This is a genomic window from Glutamicibacter sp. X7, from assembly GCF_054889245.1.
Map to the genome: position 1 here is coordinate 1,918,632 of NZ_CM142678.1, position 24,150 is coordinate 1,942,781.

General features: G+C 58.9%; 20 protein-coding genes and 2 pseudogenes. 4 read left to right on the forward strand and 18 right to left on the reverse strand.

Going from position 1 to position 24,150, the window contains the following annotated elements:
- Nucleotide 1: 1 nt before the first annotated feature.
- From ACYU0X_RS09250 to ACYU0X_RS09300, 11 genes are all read right to left on the reverse strand, one after another.
- A complete protein-coding gene (locus ACYU0X_RS09250; protein ID WP_418906702.1) occupies nucleotides 2-2,269 on the reverse strand; it encodes a RelA/SpoT family protein in 2,268 nt (755 codons plus the stop codon).
- A 231-nt stretch (nucleotides 2,270-2,500) separates the two neighbouring features.
- Nucleotides 2,501-3,460 carry a protein translocase subunit SecF gene (gene secF, locus ACYU0X_RS09255; protein WP_461900345.1) on the reverse strand — a complete coding sequence of 320 codons (960 nt, stop codon included), beginning with the start codon at nucleotides 3,458-3,460 and terminating at the stop codon, nucleotides 2,501-2,503.
- A complete protein-coding gene (gene secD / locus ACYU0X_RS09260) occupies nucleotides 3,453-5,141 on the reverse strand; it encodes a protein translocase subunit SecD (protein WP_461900347.1) in 1,689 nt (562 codons plus the stop codon). Before secD ends, secF begins: the two co-directional genes overlap by 8 nt.
- 54 nt (nucleotides 5,142-5,195) lie before the next feature.
- The gene (yajC, locus tag ACYU0X_RS09265; RefSeq protein WP_418906705.1) at nucleotides 5,196-5,621 is read right to left on the reverse strand and encodes a preprotein translocase subunit YajC; all 426 of its coding nucleotides are present in this window, start codon (nucleotides 5,619-5,621) and stop codon (nucleotides 5,196-5,198) included.
- A gap of 130 nt (nucleotides 5,622-5,751) precedes the next feature.
- Complete coding sequence (gene ruvB / locus ACYU0X_RS09270) at nucleotides 5,752-6,801, reverse strand: Holliday junction branch migration DNA helicase RuvB (RefSeq protein WP_461900348.1); 1,050 nt, start codon at nucleotides 6,799-6,801, stop codon at nucleotides 5,752-5,754.
- Nucleotides 6,802-6,812: 11 nt separating this feature from the next.
- Nucleotides 6,813-7,430 (reverse strand): Holliday junction branch migration protein RuvA, encoded by a 618-nt coding sequence (ruvA, locus tag ACYU0X_RS09275; protein ID WP_461900350.1) that lies wholly within the window; start codon nucleotides 7,428-7,430, stop codon nucleotides 6,813-6,815.
- A 62-nt stretch (nucleotides 7,431-7,492) separates the two neighbouring features.
- Complete coding sequence (gene ruvC, locus ACYU0X_RS09280) at nucleotides 7,493-8,083, reverse strand: crossover junction endodeoxyribonuclease RuvC (protein WP_309407021.1); 591 nt, start codon at nucleotides 8,081-8,083, stop codon at nucleotides 7,493-7,495.
- Nucleotides 8,084-8,130: 47 nt separating this feature from the next.
- Entirely contained in the window at nucleotides 8,131-8,889 is a 759-nt protein-coding gene (locus ACYU0X_RS09285) for a YebC/PmpR family DNA-binding transcriptional regulator (protein WP_418906707.1), read from the reverse strand.
- A 3-nt stretch (nucleotides 8,890-8,892) separates the two neighbouring features.
- Nucleotides 8,893-9,504 carry a pyridoxal 5'-phosphate synthase glutaminase subunit PdxT gene (gene pdxT / locus ACYU0X_RS09290; protein WP_461900353.1) on the reverse strand — a complete coding sequence of 204 codons (612 nt, stop codon included), beginning with the start codon at nucleotides 9,502-9,504 and terminating at the stop codon, nucleotides 8,893-8,895.
- Between the two features lie 108 nt (nucleotides 9,505-9,612).
- Nucleotides 9,613-10,140, reverse strand: coding sequence for a hypothetical protein (locus tag ACYU0X_RS09295; protein ID WP_461900354.1), 528 nt, complete (start codon nucleotides 10,138-10,140; stop codon nucleotides 9,613-9,615).
- Between the two features lie 6 nt (nucleotides 10,141-10,146).
- Complete coding sequence (locus ACYU0X_RS09300) at nucleotides 10,147-11,358, reverse strand: CapA family protein (RefSeq protein WP_461900356.1); 1,212 nt, start codon at nucleotides 11,356-11,358, stop codon at nucleotides 10,147-10,149.
- 74 nt (nucleotides 11,359-11,432) lie between these two features.
- Here ACYU0X_RS09300 and ACYU0X_RS09305 point away from each other — a divergent pair, with 74 nt between their 5' ends.
- Both ACYU0X_RS09305 and ACYU0X_RS09310 read left to right on the forward strand, forming a co-directional pair.
- Entirely contained in the window at nucleotides 11,433-13,448 is a 2,016-nt protein-coding gene (locus ACYU0X_RS09305; protein WP_461900358.1) for a M3 family metallopeptidase, read from the forward strand.
- Nucleotides 13,448-14,212: a GNAT family N-acetyltransferase gene (locus ACYU0X_RS09310; protein ID WP_309407011.1), complete on the forward strand. Its 765-nt coding sequence runs from the start codon at nucleotides 13,448-13,450 to the stop codon at nucleotides 14,210-14,212. The genes ACYU0X_RS09305 and ACYU0X_RS09310 overlap by 1 nt, the downstream gene beginning before the upstream one ends.
- A 28-nt stretch (nucleotides 14,213-14,240) precedes the next feature.
- On the opposite strand, the gene ACYU0X_RS09315 is transcribed toward ACYU0X_RS09310, so the two are convergent.
- The 3 genes from ACYU0X_RS09315 to ACYU0X_RS09325 all read right to left on the reverse strand — a co-directional run bounded on the left by ACYU0X_RS09315 (nucleotide 14,241) and on the right by ACYU0X_RS09325 (nucleotide 16,245).
- Nucleotides 14,241-14,828, reverse strand: a complete 588-nt coding sequence (locus ACYU0X_RS09315) for a dihydrofolate reductase family protein (RefSeq protein ID WP_461900360.1) — start codon at nucleotides 14,826-14,828, stop codon at nucleotides 14,241-14,243.
- 112 nt (nucleotides 14,829-14,940) lie between these two features.
- On the reverse strand, nucleotides 14,941-15,531 hold the full coding sequence (locus tag ACYU0X_RS09320; RefSeq protein ID WP_461900361.1) for a DUF1349 domain-containing protein: 591 nt from the start codon (nucleotides 15,529-15,531) through the stop codon (nucleotides 14,941-14,943).
- Between the two features lie 579 nt (nucleotides 15,532-16,110).
- Nucleotides 16,111-16,245, reverse strand: a complete 135-nt coding sequence (locus ACYU0X_RS09325) for a hypothetical protein (protein WP_461900363.1) — start codon at nucleotides 16,243-16,245, stop codon at nucleotides 16,111-16,113.
- A gap of 56 nt (nucleotides 16,246-16,301) precedes the next feature.
- Here ACYU0X_RS09325 and ACYU0X_RS09330 point away from each other — a divergent pair, with 56 nt between their 5' ends.
- Nucleotides 16,302-17,006 carry a DUF6338 family protein gene (locus ACYU0X_RS09330; protein WP_461900365.1) on the forward strand — a complete coding sequence of 235 codons (705 nt, stop codon included), beginning with the start codon at nucleotides 16,302-16,304 and terminating at the stop codon, nucleotides 17,004-17,006.
- A 783-nt stretch (nucleotides 17,007-17,789) separates the two neighbouring features.
- Here the strand turns inward: ACYU0X_RS09330 and ACYU0X_RS09335 are convergent.
- Both ACYU0X_RS09335 and ACYU0X_RS09340 read right to left on the reverse strand, forming a co-directional pair.
- Nucleotides 17,790-19,082 (reverse strand): hypothetical protein, encoded by a 1,293-nt coding sequence (locus tag ACYU0X_RS09335; protein ID WP_461900367.1) that lies wholly within the window; start codon nucleotides 19,080-19,082, stop codon nucleotides 17,790-17,792.
- A 1,142-nt stretch (nucleotides 19,083-20,224) separates the two neighbouring features.
- A pseudogene (locus ACYU0X_RS09340) lies at nucleotides 20,225-21,342 on the reverse strand (IS3 family transposase).
- Between the two features lie 199 nt (nucleotides 21,343-21,541).
- Here ACYU0X_RS09340 and ACYU0X_RS09345 point away from each other — a divergent pair.
- Nucleotides 21,542-23,302 carry a zinc-ribbon domain-containing protein gene (locus tag ACYU0X_RS09345; RefSeq protein WP_461902797.1) on the forward strand — a complete coding sequence of 587 codons (1,761 nt, stop codon included), beginning with the start codon at nucleotides 21,542-21,544 and terminating at the stop codon, nucleotides 23,300-23,302.
- A gap of 200 nt (nucleotides 23,303-23,502) precedes the next feature.
- Here ACYU0X_RS09345 and ACYU0X_RS09350 read toward each other — a convergent pair whose 3' ends face one another.
- Together ACYU0X_RS09350 and ACYU0X_RS09355 are read right to left on the reverse strand one after the other, a co-directional pair.
- Complete coding sequence (locus ACYU0X_RS09350) at nucleotides 23,503-23,679, reverse strand: DNA-formamidopyrimidine glycosylase family protein (protein ID WP_461900368.1); 177 nt, start codon at nucleotides 23,677-23,679, stop codon at nucleotides 23,503-23,505.
- Nucleotides 23,680-23,769: 90 nt separating this feature from the next.
- Nucleotides 23,770-23,973, reverse strand: a pseudogene (locus ACYU0X_RS09355) (bifunctional DNA-formamidopyrimidine glycosylase/DNA-(apurinic or apyrimidinic site) lyase); the annotation flags it as partial.
- Nucleotides 23,974-24,150: the final 177 nt, after the last annotated feature.

Here is a 24,150-nt window from a genome sequence, read left to right on the forward strand (position 1 = left end):
CCTAGCGGCGGTTCCCCGAGGTCGTGCGGTACACGTCATAAACACCATCAATGCGCCGGACCTGGTTCAACACATGGTTCAGGAACTTCGGGTCGCTCATCTCAAAGGAGAAGCGGGAGATAGCCACGCGTTCCTTCGAGGTTTGGACACTAGCGGCCAGAATGTTCAGATGGTTTTCCGACAGAATGCGGGTGACGTCGGAGAGCAACGACTTGCGGTCCAGGGCTTCGACCTGAATCTCCACGAGGAAGACGCCCTGATGCTTATCTGCCCAGGCGACGTTGACCAGCCGATCGGGCTGGTTGGCCAGCTGCGCGAGGTTCAAACAGTCCGTACGGTGTACCGATACGCCGGCGCCACGGGTGACGAATCCTTGAATGTCATCCGGGGGCACCGGGGTGCAGCAGCGCGCCAGCTTTACCAGCACGTCGCCCACGCCTTCGACGATCACACCGGCATCGTTGCCTGTGCTGGCCTTCGGGGTGGCGACGCTGACCAGCGCTTCTTCCTCGACCTGCTCGCTCTCCGGTGGACCAACGAGGGCGGTGAGGCGTTCGAGCACATTCTGTGCGCTAGTGTGCCCATCACCGACCGACTGGTAGAGGGCAGAGATGTCGACATGGTGCAGTTCGGTGGCGACCGCGGTGAGCAACTCGTGGGTCATCACCTTCTGTAGCGGCAGGTGACTCTTGCGCAGCTCCTTGGTGAGCAGCTCCTTGCCCTTTTCGATCGCCTCTTCGCGGCGCTCTTTACTGAAGTACTGACGGATCTTGGCCTTGGCTCGTGGCGAGCGGACAAAGTTTTGCCAGTCTTGGGAAGGGCCAGCGGTTTCGGCCTTGGAGGTAAAGACCTCGACCATATCGCCCTGGCGTAGCTCGGTATGTAGCGGGACGAGCTTGCCATTCACGCGGGAGCCGATGGTTCGGTGGCCAACATCGGTGTGGATCGCGTAGGCAAAATCGACCGGGGTGGCGCCGACGGGTAGCGACATGATGTCGCCCTTGGGAGTGAAGACATACACTTCGGCGGAACTAATCGAGTAGCGTAGCCCGTCGAGGAATTCTTCGGAGTCGGTGGTCTCCTGCTGCCACTCCATCAGGGAACGCAACCAGTCCATATTCTGCGTCGGGGAGAGCATGGAGTTTGCGTTGGAACCGTGCTTGTACTGGAAGTGCGCGGCCACACCATATTCGGCGCGCAGGTGCATGTCGTGGGTGCGAATCTGGATTTCGACGGGTTTGCCGTCGGGTCCCATCACGGTGGTGTGCAGAGACTGATACAGGTTCAGTTTCGGTAGCGCAATATAGTCCTTGAACCGGCCCGGCAAGGGGTTCCAGAGCTCGTGGACGATACCCAGCGCGCCATAACAGTCCTTGACCGAGTCCACCAGAATCCGCACACCCATCAGGTCATGGATGTCGTCAAAGTCCTTACCGCGCACGATCATCTTTTGGTAGATCGAATAGTAATGCTTGGGACGCCCCGAGACGACGGCTTCGACATGATCGCGCGTCAGATGCTGATGCAGGGTGCCGCGCACATTGGCCAGATACTTTTCGCGTTCGGGGGTGCGCTCCCCCACCATCCGCACGATTTCCTGGTAGACCTTGGGGTGTAGCGCCGCGAAGGAGAGATCCTCGAGCTCCCACTTGACCGTATTCATACCCAAGCGATGCGCCAGCGGAGCGAAAATCTCGAGAGTTTCTTTGGCCTTGCGCGCACTGGACTCGGGTGAAACATAACGCCAGGTGCGTGCGTTATGCAGCCGGTCGGCCAACTTGATCAGAAGCACGCGGATATCCCGCGACATCGCAACGACCATCTTGCGCACCGTTTCGGCCGGTGCGGCCTCCCCGTAGGTGACCTTGTCGAGTTTCGTCACCCCATCGACCAACATGGCGATCTCTTCGGAGAATTCTTTGGTGACCGACTCCAAGGAGTAGTCGGTATCTTCGACGGTATCGTGCAGTAAGGCCGCGGCAAGAATGGAACCGGTCATGCCCATTTCGGCCAGAATGGTGGCCACCGCGACCGGGTGGGTGATGTAGGGGTCGCCGCTCTTGCGCTTTTGACCGTCGTGGTACTTCTCGGCGACCTCATAAGCGTGAATGAGCTGATTCAGGTCGGCCTTGGGGTGCTGGGCCTTGACGGTGCGCAGCAACGGTTCGAGGGTGGGCGAGGTACCTTCGGTCGTGCCGCGTCCGGCAAAGCGCACCAGACGAGAAATCGACCGCCGCTTATTACCGTTGAGGTTAGACGTATTCGCCATGCCTCACTCCTTCCCCCCACCGTTAACGGTGCTCAGCGTGCCCATGAAGAGGCCGTCGGCCCGGAGTGATTCGGGGCGCACGGCACATTGTGCAGTTCATTTGTTATAACACGTTCAAGTTCACACAACTAATTATGCTTGCCTTGCTTTAACCAGAGGTGGCGCCCGAAACCGCAGTTTCGAACGCCACCTGAAGTCCAGCACTTACCGGCAGACTCGCGAAATCCCCGACTACAGGTTTTCGCGCTGTTCCAGTACGTCCTTATCCTTGCTGCGCAGCCAGTAGTAGAACGGCGCCTGGATGAACAAGGTCGACAGTGTGGAGACGATAATACCGACGAACAACGCCAGCGACAGGTCCTTCAATGTACCGGCACCCAAGATCATGGAGCCGATGAAAAGGATCGAGGCCACCGGCAGCACGGCCACCACCGAGGTGTTAATGGAACGCACTAGGGTCTGGTTAATGGCCAGATTCACCAGCTGCTCAAAACTGCGCTTTGTTTGCTCCGTGAAATTCGCGGTATTTTCGCGCACCTTATCGAAGACCACCACCGTGTCGTAGAGCGAGAAGCTCAAGATGGTCAAGAAGCCAATGATCGCACTGGGCGTGACTTCAAAGTCTGACAGGGCGTAAATACCGGAGGTGATGATGGCGACGGCCAACAAACCGACAATGGCAGCAATCGACATCTTCCAGGTACGGAAGTAGGCGGCCATGAGCAGCGCCACCAGCACGACGAAGGCCACCAGGCCCAGTAGCGCCTGTCGCGAAACGTCCTCGCCCCAGGTCGGGCCAATGAAGTTACTGGTTACTTCCTTGTCGGAGACCCCATAGGCCTCGGCGAGCTTGCCGGCGATGGTCAGAGTCTGATCATCCGAGAGGCGCTCGGTCTGCACGCGCATGGTTTGCGGTGCAATGTTGGTCACCGTGGCATCCTGCCCGGGCACTGCCTCACTGACGGCCTGCTCGCCGATGGCGATATCGGTGTTTTGCACCGAAGAAATCATGAACTCCGAGCCACCACGAAACTCAATGCCGAGGTGGAATCCGCCCTTGGCGACCGGCACGAGGATCGAGGCGATCACCAGCAGACCGGCGATGAGGAACCATAGCCGGTGCTTTCCCGTAAAGGGGTAGGAACGCTTGCCGGTGTAAAGCTCATTGCCCCAAGACACTAGCTTATTCATTGGCTTCCTCCCGGTTTTCTTGAGCTGCCCGTCGTTCGGCGATGGTCAACCGGCGATTGGCTTCGGCGCTCGCTTTCGGCTTGCGCTTCCCCTCCGCGGTGGGGTTGAAGCGTCGGATCTGTCCGGCACCCTTGTACAGCGGCTCAACGCCCAACAGCGATGGGTCCAGACCGGAGAGGCGGTGCCCGTCGGCGAAGAACGGGGTGCGTGCCAGCATGGTTAGCAGCGGGTGGGTCAGACCGTAGACGACGATGAGGTCAATGATGGCGGTCAGGCCCAGGGTGAACGCGAAACCACGCACGTTGCCCACGGCCACCAGATACAGCACGGCGGCGGCCAGCAGGTTCACGGCCTTCGAGGCCAAGATCGTGCGCTTAGCACGGCCCCAACCGATGTCGACGGCGCTTGCGAGCGGACGACCGTCACGCAACTCATCGCGCACACGTTCGAAGTAGACGATGAAGGAGTCGGCGATCAGACCGATGGCCACGATCAGACCGGCGACACCGGCTAGCGAAAGCCGGTAGTTCATGCCCCAACCGAGCAACACCAGTGCCAAGTAGCTGAGCACACCGGAGACCAGCAGCGACAGGATGGTCACCAGACCCAGAGCACGGTACTGGAAGAGCGAATAGATGAAGACCAGAACCAGACCGATCACACCGGCCAACAGTCCGGTACGGAGCTGGTCGGCACCGAGCGTGGCCGAGATCTGCTGTTCGGACTGAATATCGAAGCTAATCGGCAGCGCACCGTATTTCAGCTGCTGCGCCAAGGCCTGCGCAGACTCCTCGGTGAAGCCACCGGTAATCTGCGCCCGCCCATCCGAGATGACATTGTTCGTCGTTGGCGCGGTCAGCACGGTGCCGTCGAGCAGAATCGCGAACTGATTGCGTGAACCCTGCAGGGCCACCAAACGCTGGGTGGTCTCGGAGAAGGCCTTCGTACCAGGGCCGTTGAACTCGAGGTTCACGGCCCATTGACCGGTGACAGCGCCCTGGGAGCCGCGCACCATCCCCGCATAGGCGTCCTTGATCTGGTCGCCAGGGATTTCCTGCGGGCCAAGAATGTACTTCACGCCCTGCCCGGGATCGCAAGAGATCATCGGCTTGGCCGGGTCATCCTCGTTGCGATCCGCCTTGGCTAGTTCGACGGCGCAATCATAAGCCTCGAACTCTTTATAGAGTTTGGGGGTAATCCAGTTGGTATCCGAAGCATCCTTGGGGTCGCCCTCCGGCTTCGGAATATCTTTCTCGGGAGTACGATCGGCTTCCGGAGTGGCGGTGAACGGTCCGGCGATTAGCACCGGACGGAACTCCATATCGGCCGAGGCACGAATAAGTTCGCGGGTCTCGCTGCTGGGAACGCCAGGCATCGAGACAACGACGTTGCGGCCGGACTGGGTGGTGATCTCCGCTTCGGAAACACCGCTACCGTCCACACGCTGGCGGATAATCTCCACCGCTTGATCGAGCTGTTCTTGACTGATCGACTCGTTGCCCTTGACTTGCGGCGCCAGGATCATCTGGGTGCCGCCCTCAAGGTCCAGAGCGAGTTTTGGACTGGCATCTGTTTTGCCCGCAGTCACACCGGCAACCAGGATCCCGGTTGCGATGACGACTACGACCAACAACCAGAGCAACGCCCTACGCGCCTGCTTTACAGGTCCAGTTGATGACATCTATTGTGCTTTCTCGTCGAATTGACGGTGCCCGGTGAAGTCCGGGGTGTGGACTTAGGCGTTGTTGTCGCCCTTGTTCTCGCCATTCAGGCGGCGCATGGTTTCCTCGGCGGTCTCGCCCTGAACGGTCTCGCCCTGCACGCTGTCATCTTCCTGCGCGGTAGCAGCAGCGGTGGTCTCGGCGTCGGAATCAATGAACTGGGCGATGGCCTGGCGGTGCAGGGTCAGCACCACGCCGGGAGCAACCTCGACCTGGACGCGATCCTGAGCGTCAACACCGAGCACGGTACCGAAAATTCCGGAGTTGGTCATCACCTTGGCGCCGGGCACGGTGTTGTTCTTCAACTTCTCCTGCTGTGCCGCCTGCTTCTTACGGCCACGGAACATCATGATGATCAGCACTGCAAAGAGTGCAACCATCAACAGCATTGAAGGATTGAAGCCACCACCGGCGGCCTGGGCAAGAACAAGGAAGTTCACGCGGTTTACCTGCTAACAACTAGTCACAAAAGTTCGGAAACCCCGGCGCATGCCAACGGTGGACATGTGTCGGGCGTCTCCAGTCTAGTCGTTGTGTGCTTTGGCACTGGACCATTAAGCGCGAAGAGTACTAATCCTCATCCGATTCATAGCTTTGGGCGCTGGCAAATACGGCATCCTGCGGCATGCGCAGCCCCAAATGCTCCCACGCGCCGGGCATTGCCACGCGTCCGCGCGGGGTTCGTCCCATCAAGCCTTCGCGCACCAGATACGGTTCGGCGACCGTTTCCACCGTTTCGATTTCCTCGCCGACGGCGATGGCCAGCGTGGATAGGCCCACCGGTCCCCCGCCGAACTTCTGGCACAGCGCCAGAAGCACCGAGCGGTCGAGGCGATCCAAGCCGCGCGCGTCGACCTCATACATGTCTAGCGCGGCACTTGCTGCCGAAGCGTCAATCTCTTCGAGGGAGTGCACCAGCGCCCAGTCGCGCACGCGACGCAGCAGGCGGTTAGCGATACGTGGCGTGCCGCGGGACCGGGAGGCGATCTCGGTAAAGGCCGCCGAGGTGACCCGAAGATCAAGCATCATCGCTGAGCGGCGTAGCACCAGCTCTAGTTCATCGACTGTGTAGAACTCCAGGTGGCCGGTGAAACCAAAACGATCCCGCAGCGGGCCGGGAAGCAATCCGGCGCGGGTGGTCGCCCCGACCAGCGTAAAAGGCGGAAGTTCAAGCGGGATGGCGGTGGCCCCGGCACCCTTACCGACCACGATGTCGACCCGGAAATCTTCCATCGCCATGTAGAGCATTTCTTCGGCGGGCCGAGACATACGGTGAATTTCGTCGAGGAAGAGTACTTCGCCCTCGGATAGCGAGGACAAAATGGCCGCCAGGTCACCGGCATGCTGAATCGCCGGACCGGAGGAAATACGTAGCGGCGCGTTCATTTCGGCCGCAATGATCATCGACAGGGTGGTTTTTCCGAGCCCCGGAGGTCCGGAAAGCAACACGTGGTCGGCGGTGCGCTCACGGATTTTCGCTGCCTCGAGCACGAGGGAAAGCTGGCGACGCACCCTGCCCTGACCGACAAACTCGTCAAGGTGCTTTGGACGCAACGCAGCCTCGAGCGCTCGCTCCTCGGGTTCGCTGCCGGCCTGGGTCAGCGGATTGACCTCACTCATGGTGATTTCTCCTAGCGAGCCCGGGCACCGGATGACATGCTACGCAGGGCGGCGCGCAGAATATCCGGGACAGTGCCGGTAGCAATAAGATCGGGTTCGGCCTTGGCCAGGGCCTTCAGCGTAGATTTCGCGTCCTTCTCGGTCCACCCCAGACCGGTCAGCGCCTCCAAAACCTGCGGTTCCCAGGTCTCGGCCGGTGCCGCTGGGTTTGAACCGACCGGAGCCCCGGTGGGCACGAGCTTTCCGTTCAGTTCCAGCACGATGCGGCTAGCGCCCTTGGGGCCGATGCCGGAGACCTTGGTGAAGGCTGCCGTGTCTTTGGTGTTCGCGGCGATACGCACCTCTTCGGGGGTGTGCACCGCCAGGATCGCCAAGCCGGTGCGCGGCCCAATGCCGGTCACCGAGATCAGCACCTCGAACACTTCGCGCTCTTCCGGACTGGCAAACCCATAGAGCGTCATCGAATCTTCGCGCACGACCATGGAGGTGTGTACGGTGGCGCGTTCCCCGACCTTGAGAGTGGACAGCGTCTGCGGGGTGGCCTGCACCAGCATGCCGAATCCGTGGACGTCGATTACGGCGGTGTGCAAGGTCGCGGCCTGCACCACGCCGGTCAGTGAGCTGATCATCCCACTCCTTCTCGGGTTTGTACGATAACACCCAGCTTATCGAATATATCTACGAATGGCGATCAGCCGCGGGCCGCTCGACCCTTCGAGGCGGCCTCGGCGGCAATCCACGCCCGCTGGGCTGGAGTTAGAGCGGCTCCCCCGGAACGTGCCGCCGGTGAGGCAGAGGCCGAGGCATGCGAACCGGCGGCCGCACCACGCCAGGCATGGGCGATGGCCAGCGCCACGGCGTCGGCGGCGTCGGCGGGCTTCGGTGGTTCATCGAGCCGGCAAATCTTGGCCACCATCTTGCCCACCGCATTCTTGGTTGCCTGCCCGCTGCCGGTGACCGCGGCCTTCACCTCGGTGGGGGTATGCAGGGCCACCGGGATTTGTTGCCGGGCGGCGGAAACGATGACGATTCCCGAAGCCTGGGCGGTGCCGATCACCGTGGAGACATTCACCTGAGAGAAAACCCGCTCTAGGGCGAGCACGTCCGGCTGGTGACGTTCCAGCCATGCGTCGATTCCGTTGGCCACGGCCAACAGGCGGGCGTCAAGCGCCGTGCCCGGTGGGGTGCCAATCACGGTGACGTCGATGAGCTCAACCTTGCGGTTGGGCAGGACGTCGACCACGGCTAGACCGCAACGGGTCAGGCCGGGGTCGACGCCCACGACGCGTAAAGCGCTACGCGTCGACTGTCGCTGCTGCGTGGAAATTATTAGTCCTCGTCATCCAGCGCGGCACGAACCTCATCCGAGAGGTCGGCGTTGGTGTAGACGTTCTGCACATCGTCCAGCTCTTCGATGGCGTCGTACAGGCGCAGGAACTTACGGGCGCCCTCGACATCCAGGTCCACCTTCATCGAAGGAATGAACTCGACTTCATCGGACTCGTACTCGATCTCGGCTTCGTCCAAGGCGGTGGCCACGGCGCGCAGATCGGTTGCTTCGCAGATGATCTCGAAGTTCTCGCCCTCGTCGTTCACCTCATCGGCGCCGGCGTCGAGGACCACCATCAGCAGATCGTCTTCGGTCAGATCGCCCTTCGGCAGGCGAACAACACCCTTACGAGCGAACAGGTAGTTCACGCTGCCCGGGTCGGCGACGGTGCCACCGTTACGGGTAATGGCCACGCGGGTCTCGCTGGCGGCACGGTTCTTGTTGTCGGTCAGGCACTCCACCAGCAACGCCGAACCCTGGGGGCCGCGTGCTTCGTAGATGATCTCGGTGTAGTCGACAACTTCACCCGTGAGGCCGGCACCGCGCTTGATGGCACGCTCGATGTTGTTGATCGGCACCGAATTCTTCTTGGCCTTGCTCACGGCAAGTTCCAGCGCCGGGTTACCGGCTAGATCGGCACCGCCGGCACGCGCCGCGACTTCGATCCCCTTAATGAATTTGGCGAAGGCCTTCGCGCGCTTGGCGTCAATCGCGGCCTTCTTGTGCTTGGTCGTTGCCCATTTGGAGTGGCCTGACATGCTTTAAGCGTCTCCTCGCGTGATGTCGATGAAATACTGGTGGATAGCCAAGCTTCCGGTGACTTCCGGATGAAAGCTGGTCGCCAGCAAATTTCCCTGTCGTACTGCAACAATTCTATCAACAGTTCCTTCACCATCGGCGGGAACGGTACCCAGCACGCGCACCTGCTCGCCCACTTCCAAGGCTTCGGGAGCCCGGATAAAGACGGCGTCGAGGTTCACCCCGTTGAACTGCATGCGATGCTCGAAGGAGTCGACCTGCCGCCCGAAAGCATTGCGGCGCACGGTCATGTCGATACCGCCAAAGGTCTGTTGCGCGTTCCCCAGCTGGTCAATGGCCGGGTTATCCAGGCGGTCGGCCAGCATGATCATTCCCGCACAAGATCCATAGACCGGAAGTCCCGCGGCAATACGCTCTTTAATGGGGTCGGCAAGGCCGTAGATGCGCGAGAGACGGTCGATCACCGAAGACTCACCGCCGGGGAGCACCAGCGCGTCGACGGCCGCTAATTCCGCTTCGGTACGCACCGCGATGGTTGCTACGCCGAGCTTGCCCAGGGCCTGCAGATGCTCGCGAAAATCGCCCTGCAGAGCTAGGACGCCAATGGTGGACATATGAACTTACCTTCCGACCGAGCCAGCGGCGCCCGGCAGCGGCGCCGGATCAACGGTAGTCCCAAAAGGCCTTGTCACCCAAGTTGATTGCGCGGCGTGTCGCGGCGTTCAGCGGTGCAGGCTCACCTCGGACTCGGGAAGCGGCACGATCTTGCGCGTGCCTAAGGGTTGGTCGAGATTGACTAGCAGTGTTGCGACCACCCCGATGTCGCGGCAGACGTCGGCACTTTCGGGAATGTTCCCCACGACCACGGCAACTTTCACCGCCTCGGCCTCCTCGCGCACCACCGCTCGCGCGCCGTAGCATTCGGGGGTTCCGGAGATGAAGTGAATGCGCAGATGCTGCTGGTCCACCACCTCCACCTCGTTATAGGCGCTGTAGTGCTCGTTCTGTAGATCATCACGCGGCACTAAGCCCGGGGCCGAGCTCTGCGGTGCGCTGGGCGCATCGGGGTCAAGGCTGGTGGACGTCGGCGCATCCGGCCTGTCGGAGGTCGGCATCGCACCCGTGGGAGAACTGGGGCTGTCTCCACTGGTACTGCAGGCGGGCAGTAGTCCGAGCAAGGCCATGGCGCACAGTGCAAGAAGTTTTCGAGAACCGCCGGATACCATCACGCCCTCCTTTGGGTCGCTCACCGAGCTTTACTTCTTAGGTACCCAGTCTCGCAGTCCATCCTCGAGTGCGCCATAGGCATCGACGGTGCGCGTGCTCCGTTTACGCGATGCCTGCGCCTCGGCGTTCTCCGGGCAGGCATCAGCGGCCGCATCCTTTGCACCGGAGGCAGGTAGCGCACACCAGCGAATCGGTGACCCGGTGAGCCAGTGCGGCACCCAAGCCAGGTCGTCGACACTCCAGCGGCCCGCATCGCTGCGCGAGAAGGTCGCCTTGACGCTAATTCCCTCGCGGTTGAGTTGGTTCACCGTGGCGTGCTTGGCCACCGAATTGCCAAGCCCATAGACAATCCAGGTGCCCTTGTATTTTTCGATGGGCTGCGCCGAGTGCGTGTGATGCATGTAGACGAAGTCAAAGGCCCCCGAGGCCGCTAGCTCACGCCCCAGCTTTCGTTGGGTGCTGGTGGGACGGTCGGTGTATTCCGCGCCGTCGTGCACCGCGGCCACCACCAGGTCGGCACCGGCCTTGCGGGCCTTCTGCGCGCGTCCGATCAAGGTTTTCGCATCGATCTGATCGTCCACGCGCCAGGGCTTGTCTTCGGGTAGTCCGTTCAGCGAATAGGTGCCCGCAATGATCGCCAGCTTCACTCCCTGCCGCTCGATAATGGGCGGAAGTTTCGATTCTTCCTGAGTGCGGTACGAACCGGTGGTGAACAGCCGCGCTGTTTCAAGCGCGTCAAGTGTTTCTTGAGCCCCGGAGGCACCGCCGTCCATGGTGTGATTGGTTGCCGTGGTGCATCCGTCATAGCCAAGGTCGGCAAGATCTTCGGCAATCTGCGCCGGGCCTTTGAAGCGCGGATATCCGCTGTATGGGGCATCACCGATGGGGGTTTCCATATTGCACAGCGCCACGTCGGCATCTTTCACGTAGGGTTCTAGCCCTGCCAGCAACGGATGAAAGTCGTGGCCCTTGCTCGTCTCGGCCTGCCGCACCAGCGTCGGATGCAGTAACACGTCGCCGGTGACCATCAGCGAAAAGGTGTCCGGTGGCGCCGACGCCGACTCGCTCTCCGTCGTCGAGGCACCAGTGCTTGGCTGCGCGCTTTCCGTCGGCTGCGCCGTCTGGCTTGATGCCGATGGAGTGGGGGTCGACTCCCCCGGTGCTGACGCGGGGGTTTCGGGGGCGGCGCAGGAGCTGAGCAGCAGTATGAGAGCCACCAGTGCGGCACATCGACGGTTCATAGAAGCCAGCCTAGCTTGGGTCGATGACTGTGTTAATTCGGCGCTTCGGATGTGATCTGTGACAATCTAGTGCTATGCCAAACCCATTGCTAACCCGCAGTTCTTTGCCCTTCCAGTGGCCGGATTTTTCGGCTATCACTCCGGAGAATTACCTCGAAGCGGTTAAGGCCGGCATCGCCGAACAACGTGATGCTATCGCCTATATTGTCGCCGATCCGACACCCGCCGACTTTGAGAACACCGTCCTTGCCCTCGAACTCAGTGGCGAGACGCTGCGCCGCGCCTTGATGACCTACTTCAGCGTGCTGTCCGCGGACGGCACCGAAGAGATTCGTGCCTTGCAAGAGGAAATTTCGGCGCTCTACGCGGCACAAATGAGCGAAATCCATCTCAATGGCGAGCTCTACGCCCGTCTGTGCGCCGTACCGACGGAGGAACTGAGCGGCGAAGACGCCCGTTTGGTGCACGAAACCCTGAAAAGCTTCAAGCTAGCCGGTGCCGAACTGGAGCCGGAGGCCAAGGATCAGCTACGCGAACTCGACGCGGAGATCGCCGCATGCAGCACCAATTTCTCGGCACAGGCCCTCGAAAATCAGAACGCCCACGCCGTGTACTTTGAATCGGCCGAGGAACTAGCCGGACTTGACGCCGGACGACTGGCCACGGCGCGGCAGGCCGCCGCGGACACCGGGCATGAACAGGGATACTTGCTCGCCTTGGTCTCCCCCACCCAGCAGCCGGTACTACAGTCCTTGGAATCTTCCGCGGCACGCCGCCGCGTCTTCGAAGCGTCAATCTCCCGCGGCCTCGAGGGCAACAACAACACCTATGCACTGGCCGTGAAAATGGCCGAACTGCGTGCCCAGCGCGCTCAGCTTCTGGGCTATGCGAACCACGCCGAATCGGTGTTGGCTACCGCGACGGCACCGGATACCGCGGCGGTCGCCGAACGTCTGGCCGAACTCACCGCCCCGGCGGTACGCAACGCGCTGAGCGAAACGGCCACCTTGCGCGAACTGGCCGGCGAAAAGATCGAAGCCTGGGACTGGACCTACTACTCGAATAAGGTACTGGCTCAGCGCTACGCCGTGGACACCTCGGCGCTACGCGAATACTTCGAACTCGAGCGAGTACTCCATCAGGGCGTGTTTGCCGCCGCCACCAAGCTCTATGGGATCACCTTTAGCGAACGCACCGACCTGCCGGTGTACCACGAGTCGGTGCGGGTGTGGGAGGTCCGCAACGAGGACGGCAGCGTGCTGGGACTATACAGCGGAGACTATCTGGCGCGTCCCACGAAAAAGGGCGGCGCATGGATGACGTCCTTGCGTGATGCCGCGAGCGCGGTCGACGAATTGCCGGTGGTCACCAACACATTGAACATTTCCCCGGCGGCTCCCGGTGAACCCGTGCTGCTGAGCCTCGACGAAACGCGTACGCTCTTCCACGAATTCGGCCACGCACTGCATGGCCTATTCTCCAACGGGCGCTACCCCTCGCTTTCGGGCACCTCAGTGCCGCGCGACTTTGTCGAGTTCCCGTCACAGGTCAATGAGATGTGGGCGCTACACCCGCAGATTCTGCCTGATTACGCGGTGCATTACCGCACCGGGGAACCGCTTGATCCGCAGGTGGTGAAGGCCATCGAAGACTCTGCTCTATGGGGCGAGGGATTCGCCACCACCGAATACTTGGCGGCCAGTGTGCTGGACTGGGCATGGCACACCCTAGAGCCCGGTGCGCAGATCAACGACCCGGTGGCCTTCGAAAATCAGGTGTTGGTCGAGGCGGGTTTCATTCCCGAACTCATTCCACCGCGCTACCGTACCGGCTACTTCCAGCACATTTTCGCCAATGGATACTCGGCCGGGTACTACTCCTACATTTGGTCCGAGGTACTCGATGCCGACACCGTGGAGTGGTTCACCGAAAATGGCGGCCTCATGCGCGAAAATGGTAACCGGTTCCGCGAGGAACTGCTGTCGCGGGGAAACACCCGCGACCCGTTGGAGTCCTACGAACTGTTCCGCGGACGTAGCGCGCGTGTCGAGCCGCTGCTGCGCCGCCGAGGATTGGTGAACGCAGAATAATGACCACAATTGCCTCCGCCCAGGATGCCTTGACCCATTGGCAGCAGGCGCTAGCCATCGCTACCGGGGGAAAGATTTTCACGACCCATGGCTGTTCCTGGGCCTGGCAACCGGCACGTAAACGACTGGTGCTCCTCTTCCCCGACGAGGCCGAGCCCGCAGGGCTGCGTCCCGCCTTGGCCGAGGGGCACCGGTTGGGCGCCCAACGTGTGGAGGCGTGGGTGAACTCGGGCGCTCAGGTGAAACATCTGACCGAAGCCGGCTTCTCCGACAACGCCCAAGTGTCGTGGCATGCCGGCATCCTGGCGGTGCCGATGGAGTCCTGGGCCGGAAAGGTACGACTGGGCAATAACGTGCCCGAGGCCAAGGGCGCGGACAAGATCGAACTAAATGTCACGAACTTGTGGCGCGATCACACGACATCCCTCAGCTCCGGGCACCCGGCGCTGCGCCGTGTGGAGCACGCGGTGGCCCGCACCGAAGAGGGGCAGGTCGTCGGTCGCGGCTTTGTGCAACAGGCCATGCACGGGCAGTTGATGGTGCACGCGCTGGCGGTCTCCCCCTCGGTGCGCCGCCAGGGCGTGGGCACCGCCCTGCTTCAGGGTCTGTCGCGCTCCATGTTGAACCCGCTGGTGGCCATGGATGACCAAGATCCAGTGGAGATGCTGGCCGCCGCGACCCCGAAGAACGCCGAATTTTTCACGGCCAACGGGATGAAGCTACTCGGTCGCGGGCGCCATATGGTGCTACGCAACTGGTCCTAGCCTTTCGCCGCGCGCCGGGCCCGGTGCGCTAGAGTGCCGAATTCGGGCGTTGCTCAACCGCGGGCAGTACCCGAAATTCGACACGGGCGAAGGGGCCGATGATCTTGGCTTCTTCGACCCGCAACCGGGCCGGCGGGACGGTGACCGGCAGTAGTGGCGCCCCGGACGCCAGGGCCGCCGGAGCAATGCTCAGGCAAATGCGGTCCAGTGCGCCGGCGCGCAGAAACTCGCCGGCCAATGCCCCGCCACCGAGCACCCAAATATCGCCGTCCGCCGCGGCCTCGCGGATCTCATCGAGATGCTCGGCGACGTCTCCGCTGACGAACCGGATATTGGCTCCCTCCGGGGCCGGCAAAGCGGCGTGCGCGAAGACGAAACAGGGACGCTGCCCATAGGCCTCACGCCAACGCTCGGGCTCATCGAGCATCGGTTGGTAATCGAGCAACCACCGGTAGGTATTTGCACCCATAACGTAGACCGCTGGGTTCTCCGGCATCAATCCAGGCGGCGGTTCTCCGTCGGACCCGGCGGCGTCAAAGAGCCACTGCAGGGAGTGTTCCTCATCGGCGATGAACCCGTTAAGGGTGGTGGCCGCATCGTAAATAATCTCGCCCATTCGCACAGTGTATGGAGTGTGGCGCCGCTTTGGCACCCCCTCATCCCTCAACGCTTCGTCGCGGAGCTTCACGCTTCTCGAGGAACGGCGTGGACCGCTGGAACCAGGCAGGCTAGTGAAGCGCCGCGTCCTTAGGGGTCGTTCGCCAAGAATGGAACGGTATGGTCAGTCCGGCTCTGCTCGGCGCACAGATCAGCGGCCCCGCCTGGGCATGAAGTTCAGGCGCGAAGGGAACGACCCGCACCAGTTGCAGCGCACCGCCGGCCACACCGGCGCGAATGCTCAGTGCGTCACCAGATCTGCTGACCCTGATCAGCACACGCTGGTTCGTCCAATCCGGTACGGGCGCCAACGACCAGTCCGAGGCTCCATTGGTAACCACGGCCCCCAACTGGGCACTGCCATCGGCAAACTCGACACCCGCTTTAATCCAGTGCGCGTCGCTGACTTTGATGAAGATGCCGGCCTGGTCGAACTGCTGAGAGAACGCCGCCGTGAATTCGACCTCCACGGCGCTATCCTGCGCAAAGGGAACCAGTAACGCGTGTTCACTCTCGTGCACAAAACCGTAGGAGGTATGCCGCCATGCGTCGCTACCTTCCACTGCCGTTACCAGTAGGTCTGTGCCTCGCTCAACGGCCTGAGCCGGGGCATGGGTCCAATGGCCGCTGGACCACGGAATCAGTGTTGAATCATGACTCACGTACTGTCGTCTCCTGTGAAATGCTGACCGGTCGTTTCGGCGAAAGCTGAAGCTCATGCCAAGCGCGGAGGTGTCAGCGTTCGGCGTCTCAATTTAATTTTTGTACGAGTCGGCGCTTTGCTGAAGTATCTGGCGATGACGTGCAGCTCCGTGTCGAACCATGTATCGCGGGTGCCGGCTAACATTACTAGACCTGACAATGCGAAAGAGTGGGCCCACGATATTCTTCGAAAGTGGGCTTAGCATGTCAGCTATGCAATTAGCACTAAGTAACTGACGAAACATGGCTTCGTCAGCCGTACCGAGAGCTACTTCTTCCCCCGACAGTAATGGATGGATGGATGGATGCTTCTTTGCATATCTAATTGGTCGCAAAGCGACCTCCCTTAGCGTTTCGATGCACCACACGCGAGTCTTTGGAGGTCTTCGCCACGGGTTGTCACCCCTTCACAAGTAGGTGACAACCCGATGGTAGTACGTAGGTTGAAGTCCGTTGATAATGGAGAACTTTATGATGTTTATTTGCTCGAGGGCGCTAGCGCTCAAGTAAACTGATCTTAGTAGTGGATGAGCGAAACTTTAATCGTCGTTGTCATCCTCAAACAGATCTTCAAAGTCCTTAGGGTCGAGCACGTTGCGCGGCTGGTACCCTTTTCCTTCGAGTATTTCTTGGATCTTCTTATCACTCGAGAAAAATGGTTCTGCGGACGACATGTAAGGCGCTCCTTAACGATTGATCACTCTTCGTGCTTTTAGATCATAATCAAGGAATGCCAACAACTATTACCTCCGTAGTCATTTTCGCCGTACTATTACTTCCAGGTCTGGCATACGTATACGAAGTAGAGCGACGTAAAGCCGTACCAAAGCTCTCGAGCTTCCGTGAGACTTCGATAGTACTGACAGTAAGCTTGGTTAACTTTGCCTTCGCGTCGCTGGTAACTTTATTGCTGTCAATCATTAATACGGACTTCGGGGATAAAGTAGATGAGTTTTTCCGCGCCCCGAAAACTGTCCTATTAAGCGAGCCTCGAGCATTCCTTGCGTGTTTAGTCTTCTATCTCGTAGCGTCCACTTGTGTCACTGCTACGGCTGGTCATTACGACTTGTGGGGACATATACGCAGGCGCGCTACGGGTCCTGAGTCGATACTTCAGGTAGCTGGTTGGACATTTGCACTGGACTATGACCTCAACGCAACTAAATATGATGCCAGTGTTGTAGTGCGTGCGACGGTCTATCTAAAAGACGGCTCAAGGGTTCAAGGGCAAGTTCTAGGGCACACTGCAAGTGTCGAAGATGACCAGGAAGCGTCTATTACGATAGGCGTCCCTCTCAAAATGGCAAAAGCGAACGGTGAGTTCGAACCAGTAACCGACCTAGATAAGATCGTTGTCCATTCAAACGAAATCTCCTTCGTTGGGTTCAAGATAAAGAAACCAAAGAATGACGTAGTTAAACCGATGAACAAGTAGGAGGTAACTATCCGGAATTGTGACACCCGGGGACAGATTTCGTTCGTGAGTGCTAGGCACAAGCCGTTGGTGCTCGAAACCACCGTAGCGGTTACAGAACACCACTTAATCGCAGCGGACGTATAGCAGACGTATCTGGAAGCACCTATGCGCGTATTGGATAGCGCTGATGCAACGATCGGGTAGCACGCTCGATGGCGGGTTCTATCGGTCTTTGCAACACCCTGAGTGTTCAGGAGTTTCAATGGTCAACAGGCTCGGTCCATGGTCAATCATGCTTGCTCTGGATGCGCAACCGAGTGCACGAAGAAATTGCCCTCACTTGCTGAAGCCGCTTAAATGACGGTACAGCATTAAGGTTCAGTCAGATTCCGGGCCAGCAGGTGAGATGATCCCCAAGTGAACGTCTACCGCACAAACGGGTGTGGACCACCAGCGACCGTGAAATAATCACAAGATGCCACACGCGCGCCTTCACCCAGTGAAGTCATACCAGATGGTGACGAGAGGAAGAGCCATGACCAACAGACTGAGCGAGTTCCCCGTCCGGCGCTCAGTGGATTGCGTTGTCTTGAGTGCCTTGAGGTACGGCCACTTGCATGCAGGACGTGATCACATCGGCAAGCTAGGCGATTAGCACCCAGCAGCCATCATTCAACTTTCGGTGCCTGGTATTGCTTTTGCTTGGATATCCATGAGGATCTTGCCGGAGGTATTCCTTATGCGACCGGCAGGGCCAACGCAGACTCAATACATTTAACAATACGATTATCTTTTCCGATGCTACTTATCAACTAGGTTGAGAGAATCGACTATATCCCGAGTCTGTATTGCGGCTTCTTCGAGCCGTTCGGGTGATACGGAACCGACTCTTCCATGCACAACTTGATTTCTCAGGTTCATTAGGTCCATCAGTTCTTTACCTTGAGCTCGAGAAAGTGAACCATTTTTTATCATTCGATCAATCAATACCCTAATGGGAAGTTTATTAATCTCCGAGGAATCTTTTTCTCGAATCGCTTTCTCAAGGCGGATCCATTCAGTAATGAATCGAACGACAGCTACTTGGAACACCGCATCGTGATCTCTAGTCAGGTCTGCCGCTTTGAATGGAAGTGCGCGAGATCGAGATTCCGTTCTTGCCTTCAAATAAGCATCATAGCGCTCACCGCTCTCCGACAGCATTAAGTCCGCCAACTGATCCGCCACTGGACGAAGCTCAAGATCTTCCTCCACAGAATCTAAATAAGGCTCAACTTTTGCCGCAGTGGCATAAGCCTCAGCCGCCAGAAACTTGAACAGTACATCAACTCGGCCTAAGGTCGCTTCAGTTAGATCCGCACCAAGATCAGCAAGTCTCGTGCGAATAAACTCCGCAAGTTCAAAATGATCTCGGAACGGCGTCTTAGCTTTAAGTACTCTCTGGTCAGTTGCCTTTTGTAGTTGCTCCAGCGCAATTTCGCCCGAAAGCACTAATCCATTGAGTTGGTCCAGCAACGCATACTCTGACGCGGATAGATCACCAGCCAAGGGCTTATAAATTAAATCGTGTTCAACTTCCGACCAAGCATGCATGAGGACCGATGCCACTTGGACCTCTATCAAAGCCGACGCATATCGCAGTTGTCCCGGGTTCAAACTTGATCTTGGAATGTGAACCCTAAAATGCTTGGCACTATATCCAGAGAATCTTTGCAGATGCCCTGATCTATCCGACGCGGATTGCGAGCCGCTCCCTTCCTCAGGAAAGGACTTTTTGTGTTGAACTTCGAGCAGAGACTCGATTATTCGTTCAGCTTCATCCATTTGTCCTGGAAAGTAGAGAGCTACGCGAACGCCTGCAAGATCTGCAATATCTAACCTCATCTCGGCAACTGATTCATATGCCTGAGCTTGGTTTCGGGCACGTAACTTACCCTCCAAACGTTCTACGGATTTAGCTCGGCTCGTGACGATAGCTCGTAGACCAGACGTAGCAAACTCAGTCTCTAGCATCGTTCGGACTGTATCTGCAACAGCTTCCCAGTAGTCCACTTCTCGCACGTACTCTTCGATAAATTCATCGATAAGTTCCACGTCCACTCCTTAGATTATGCGAGAGCACCTAATTTTACTCTCCGAGTGCACCGCCATCGCCCAATTGAGGCCTTGCAACCACTCTTCACTTGAAAATCAATGCTTCAGCCTACCTTGCTGATATTCATACCTTCACTTCCGGTTCGGACTACATCGACCCTTTTCACTGGAAACGCGGGCAAAGTGGCTTGATCGGCGTCACGCACGGTTTGCACTACTGCCCAGCAAACCCAAAGTGTATTAAGGTCCGGACAAAATTGTCCGAATTTACCTTTACGCTGACGTTCAACACTTCGAAACTTGTCCCACCTCCGTTTAAAAGCTTCCCTATGTTGGAGAAAAATCAGACTAACCATGCATCGGCCTGCCAATTGTATTGGCCAGCGGAGGGTTTACCGTCGCGTTAGTAGATACCGCAACAGCTCTCGTCTAAGGGGATACTTTTAAAGCCCGAGGCAATTTGCCGGTCTGAAATGAGACACTTGATAACGCTCTCATGAGACTGACGTTGAGCAGACGCGTGTAGCAACGGAGGAAATGTTCAAACGGTCAATCCCGTCGAAGTATCATTGGCAGCCCCCCGTTACACGTCATACGCAGCGCGCGCGAATTCGACCCGCCAGGAGAGAAATTCATTGCCGACGTCCATATCTGTACCACACGACCGGCGGATGCTCATCTTAGGCCACGGCATCAGACCCAGCCAGTCGTTGCGCTCAAAGTTACAGGGGCCCAAAGATGAAAACAACAACGGAAACAAACTGCTGAGTAAACAAACATTTATCAGCTAGACATGCCAAACGCTGTGGAACTGACACGTCGGCGAAGAAGGTGCCGTAATACAACTTGAACGAGTCCACTTCTGGAGGCGACGCCATCGCGGTGGCTAAAATCATGGCAGCGAGGCTGACCCGTAGAGCGCGAGCAGTCCAGAGAGCTACCCTGCCGCTGCAAGTCGACAAGCGACCGTCCCTTCGGTCGATGCCGTAAGAGCGGCATAATCAATCTGGGCAGTCTAGCTTCTCGCAAAGGCAGGTAAAGTTCGTTCACAGATACTCGTGAACAGCCGGCTCGACGGCTCTCTGGTTGGGCCTCGGTTGGCAGTCCAGCGTCTATGCGATAGATAATCGGTGTTCTTGCATCTAGGTTTCCCAGTACTTGTTCGGCGTCATACCGTTCAGGGATCCATGGGACCGTTCATGGTTGTAGATGTCCTTCCATTCCTCAGCCAAATACCTTGCTTCGGCCATGGTGTCCATGATTTTTCCGGAGAGTTGTTCCCTTCTGAGCTGGGCGTTGAACGATTCGATAAAGCCGTTCTGCCACGGTGATCCCGGATCGATAAAGTCGGTTTGAACCCCGGTCGTGTCACACCACTCAATCAGAGCCGCAGCGGTGGATTCAGGCCCGTTGTCACACCGCACGTAGGCCGGTGCGATACCGTTTCGGCGATGATGCCCTCCCGCGCCGCGACTACATCGGTGGTCTTGAACGAGCGCCGCGGGATGAGCGCCAAAGCGGTGCGAGTGTACTCGTCGATGACGTTGAAGAACCGCACGTACCGGCCGCAGGAGGTCGCATCGGACTGGAAGTCGAAGCTGAGCACATGCATCGGGTACTGGGCCGTGAGACGCTTCCGCTCCTCGGCGCCGGGCCCGGTCCGCCGCTTCTTCCGTGCCCCGGGCTTACAGGTGAGCCTTTCATCGCGCCAGAGCCGGCGGCTCCGTTTCTTGTTCAGCGCCACGCCATCGCACTCCGGGCGGGCCAGCAAGTGCCCGCGGGCCTTTGCGCCAACCCCACGTCGGATGCTTACTGGCGAGCTCTCGCAGGGCCGTGTGCAACCGTGATTTCTCGAATCCCATGTCGGGTTTCTTCTTCCGGAACGCGGACCGGTTCTGCCCGATGACCTTGCAGGCGAATCGTTCGGACGCCCCGAATTTCTCCACCGCCATACGCACGGCACGGCGTCAGGGTTCGGGGCTCAGAATTTTCCCTTCGCCACCTCGTTCAGGACATCGTGGGCTAGTTCTTTCTCGGCCAGTAGACGCTTGAGCCGGGTGTTTTCCTTCTCCAGCTCTTTGGTCCGTTTGGTGTACTCGGCGTTCTTCTCGGATCCGTATTGGTTCAGCCATCGGTACCAGGTTGCTTCAGTGGTCTGACGCTCCTTGATGACCTCGAGCATCGGGTGGTCGTCGTTGAGCATCTTCTGACCTTGACGGACCTTAGCGATGACCTGTTCAGGGGTGTGTCTGCGTGCCAGGATTCGTGAATTTCCTTCTGTGTCCGTTCTCGGACATGAAACTCACATAAGCGCCGGACTCCTATCCAAGGACCCAACCAAGTTGACACCTTCTGCTACAACCATTCCGCCAGTAATACCGCGGAGGCCTCGAATCTGTCTGCGCCTCTTGAAGAGCCCCTATAATGACAGGAACTCTGCGACCTGAAAGAGGAGCATGATGATACCAGGAACCTGCGATGAACCTCTATGCGACGCCGAAGCCGCATGGGGAGCCAGCAAGCGCCCAGCCTGGTGTCAAGACCACGCAGCCCAACGATTTCGCCAAAAGGGAGTCGAGCCGCTGGAGCCGATCCAAAAGCTGACCACCTTCACGCTCACCCGTTGCCTGACATGTGGGTGCGAGGCCCACTACACGTTGGACCACGCACTCACTCTCTATGCCCCCGAGGAAAGTGTCTGTCGTGCTTGCCACTGGAAAAAGTGGGCGGAGAACAGTGAGCAGTGGGGTCCGCGTGTCCCCGCAGACCTATCCCAAGTGCAGGAGCTCGCTGACGAGAATGGCTACGAATATCTTGGCCCTCTGACCAGTCCGGCTCTCGGTCAAGACCCACATCATGTACGCTGCCGGTACTGTCAGCGGCTATCTGCCGAGCGCCCCAGCGACATCGCCTCGGGCTGTAGCTGCCAGCGGAGAATACGAAAGAAGAGCGTATCGGCACCAACCGCCAACGCCTCCAAGAAACCGAACCTCTTCAAGGAATCAAACAGCGCGGCTCTTGCTTGGTGGGATCACGAACTCAACGATCCTCATTTACTGGCAACAGCGACAATACGGGCAACGAGGCGAGCTCATTGGGTATGCCCTAAATGTGACCACCACTTCATCGAGTCTGTTCGAAGAATGGCTGAGTTATATCCATCTTGCCCTGCATGTAGAGAGCAGGAACGCGCAGCGCACCAGAAGGAACTGGACTACTACTCCAACCTCCGGGTCTGCGACGTGCCCGAACTTCTTGCTGCTTGGGCAGATGAGCAAGACCCCAGGCAGGTGTCCGTGACCCAAAACTCCCCTCTGAGCCGATTCGTCTGCGCCAAGGGTCACCACCCACGTATAACGCCCTACACCTTCCTTAAGTCCGGCTGCCCTCACTGCCGTAGTGATCACACTCGAGCCGCTACGGACATAGCGATTGAGCAAGAACCTGAGATGATGCGGTTGGACCCAGAAACCGCCTCTCAGTGGCACCCCACCGCAAATGCTCGTTTGGACATTCGCAAGATATCACCGACGTCGAAGCGCGAGGTCACCTGGTTATGTCACGAGTGCGGTCACACTTGGGCGGAAACACCTAAGTCGAGGTCCTACGCGTCCTCACTCAGATGCCCCGTGTGCCGCTCCATCTTCGACAGCCTTGCCTACCATCATCCAGACCTGGCAGCAGAGTGGAGCCCCGACAATCCAATGACCGCTTGGCAGGTCCGTCCAAGCTCGAACGTCATCACGCCGACATGGGTCTGCTCCACAGATCCGGCTCACATCTTCACGATGGCACTGGCCTCAAGGACAAAAGGCGGCACTTGTCCAGAATGCAGCGAGCATGGCAAGTCGAAGATTGAGCTCGACTACCACGCGGCAGCAAAGGAGGCATTTGGCAATGCGACATCAGGAAAGCGGATCGCAACAGGAAAGGGCAGCACCGCCCGCACCTGGCAACCAGATATTACGGTAAAGCTTGCAGATCGGTCGGCACTCGTTATCGAATACGACGGCAGTTACTGGCATAGGAACAAGCAGGAGGTGGACACGAGGAAAAGTGAAGCGATCCTGAATGCTGGGCACCGCGTTGTCCGCCTTCGGGAACACCCGCTTGGACCACTGCCGATCGAACACGAGCGCTACTTGGAACTCCAGGTCTACCCCACGGCTCCAGACCCTGAGGGGGTCATGAAAAGCATAATGATTTGGGCAGAGGCTTGATTCCGAAACGCAACCTCGAAGGTGTGCGGAACGACGGGGCCACCTTTCACCAGCTGTACTTGACCCGCGACGAGTGGACGGCGGAAGCGGTCAGGTGGCTCGTGCAGGTTGTCGTTCACATCGGCTGGGTTCGCGAGAAAACCGGCGGTAACCGGAGCCAACTAGCTGTCCTGGTAAAGTTACGCGGCCTCGCCAGGGGCCTACATGGCCGCCAACAGACCGCTGTGGCGACGTGTCGTGTGCCGAGCAATGGTACATAAATGTACGAGCAACGCGTCTTCATCGCTCAAGATCAACCGCAGATACTTGCCACGTCGCGCAATGCCGGTGATCGTCGCGCCGGCCATCCGCGCTGCGAGAGCCGCAGAACCAGCCACATGACCACTAGCTACCTAGGCATTCCAACCGACCGCCGGGCGGTCGCCGGACCGCAGGCACGGCCATCGGGATGAACTTTGCAGGAACCGTCAGCGCCTGCGCGGCCGCGGCTGGCACACCGGGCAGGTGTCGGACGAGCGCCCCGTGAACGCGTTCCGACGCATCAGGGAGGCCACCCCGTTGTCGGCACAGCGCAGGCAGGGCTGGCCCTGGTAGCCATAGGCATTCAGCGACCGGGCGAAGTATCCCGATTTAACGTTCACATTGACGTACAGAGCTTCGAAGCTCGTCCCACTTCTGTATATACCGCCCCATGTGAAGAAAGATGTCGCGAAGTATGTCTCGGTCTGCGAGTCGCAGGCTTGCCCTCACGGAATCGGAGAAAATAGCGGCTCTTGTCCGACTCGCAACTGTCGAGAACCGAAGCGACGTCTCGGTCTGTTGTGACGCGTCTGATTAACGTTGCGTGA

Excerpts from the sequence above, each read along its gene's own strand:
- secF (WP_461900345.1), bottom strand. The coding sequence starts at position 3,460 with ATGAATAAGCTAGTGTCTTGGGGCAATGAGCTTTACACCGGCAAGCGT.
- ruvB (WP_461900348.1), bottom strand. The coding sequence starts at position 6,801 with ATGAGTGAGGTCAATCCGCTGACCCAGGCCGGCAGCGAACCCGAGGAG.
- ACYU0X_RS09315 (WP_461900360.1), bottom strand. The coding sequence starts at position 14,828 with ATGGGCGAGATTATTTACGATGCGGCCACCACCCTTAACGGGTTCATC.
- ACYU0X_RS09300 (WP_461900356.1), bottom strand. The coding sequence starts at position 11,358 with ATGAACCGTCGATGTGCCGCACTGGTGGCTCTCATACTGCTGCTCAGC.
- ACYU0X_RS09325 (WP_461900363.1), bottom strand. The coding sequence starts at position 16,245 with ATGTCGTCCGCAGAACCATTTTTCTCGAGTGATAAGAAGATCCAAGAA.
- pdxT (WP_461900353.1), bottom strand. The coding sequence starts at position 9,504 with ATGTCCACCATTGGCGTCCTAGCTCTGCAGGGCGATTTTCGCGAGCAT.
- ACYU0X_RS09305 (WP_461900358.1), top strand. The coding sequence starts at position 11,433 with ATGCCAAACCCATTGCTAACCCGCAGTTCTTTGCCCTTCCAGTGGCCG.
- ACYU0X_RS09345 (WP_461902797.1), top strand. The coding sequence starts at position 21,542 with ATGATACCAGGAACCTGCGATGAACCTCTATGCGACGCCGAAGCCGCA.
- ACYU0X_RS09285 (WP_418906707.1), bottom strand. The coding sequence starts at position 8,889 with ATGTCAGGCCACTCCAAATGGGCAACGACCAAGCACAAGAAGGCCGCG.
- ACYU0X_RS09310 (WP_309407011.1), top strand. The coding sequence starts at position 13,448 with ATGACCACAATTGCCTCCGCCCAGGATGCCTTGACCCATTGGCAGCAG.
- ruvA (WP_461900350.1), bottom strand. The coding sequence starts at position 7,430 with ATGATCAGCTCACTGACCGGCGTGGTGCAGGCCGCGACCTTGCACACC.
- ACYU0X_RS09250 (WP_418906702.1), bottom strand. The coding sequence starts at position 2,269 with ATGGCGAATACGTCTAACCTCAACGGTAATAAGCGGCGGTCGATTTCT.
- secD (WP_461900347.1), bottom strand. The coding sequence starts at position 5,141 with ATGTCATCAACTGGACCTGTAAAGCAGGCGCGTAGGGCGTTGCTCTGG.
- ACYU0X_RS09330 (WP_461900365.1), top strand. The coding sequence starts at position 16,302 with ATGCCAACAACTATTACCTCCGTAGTCATTTTCGCCGTACTATTACTT.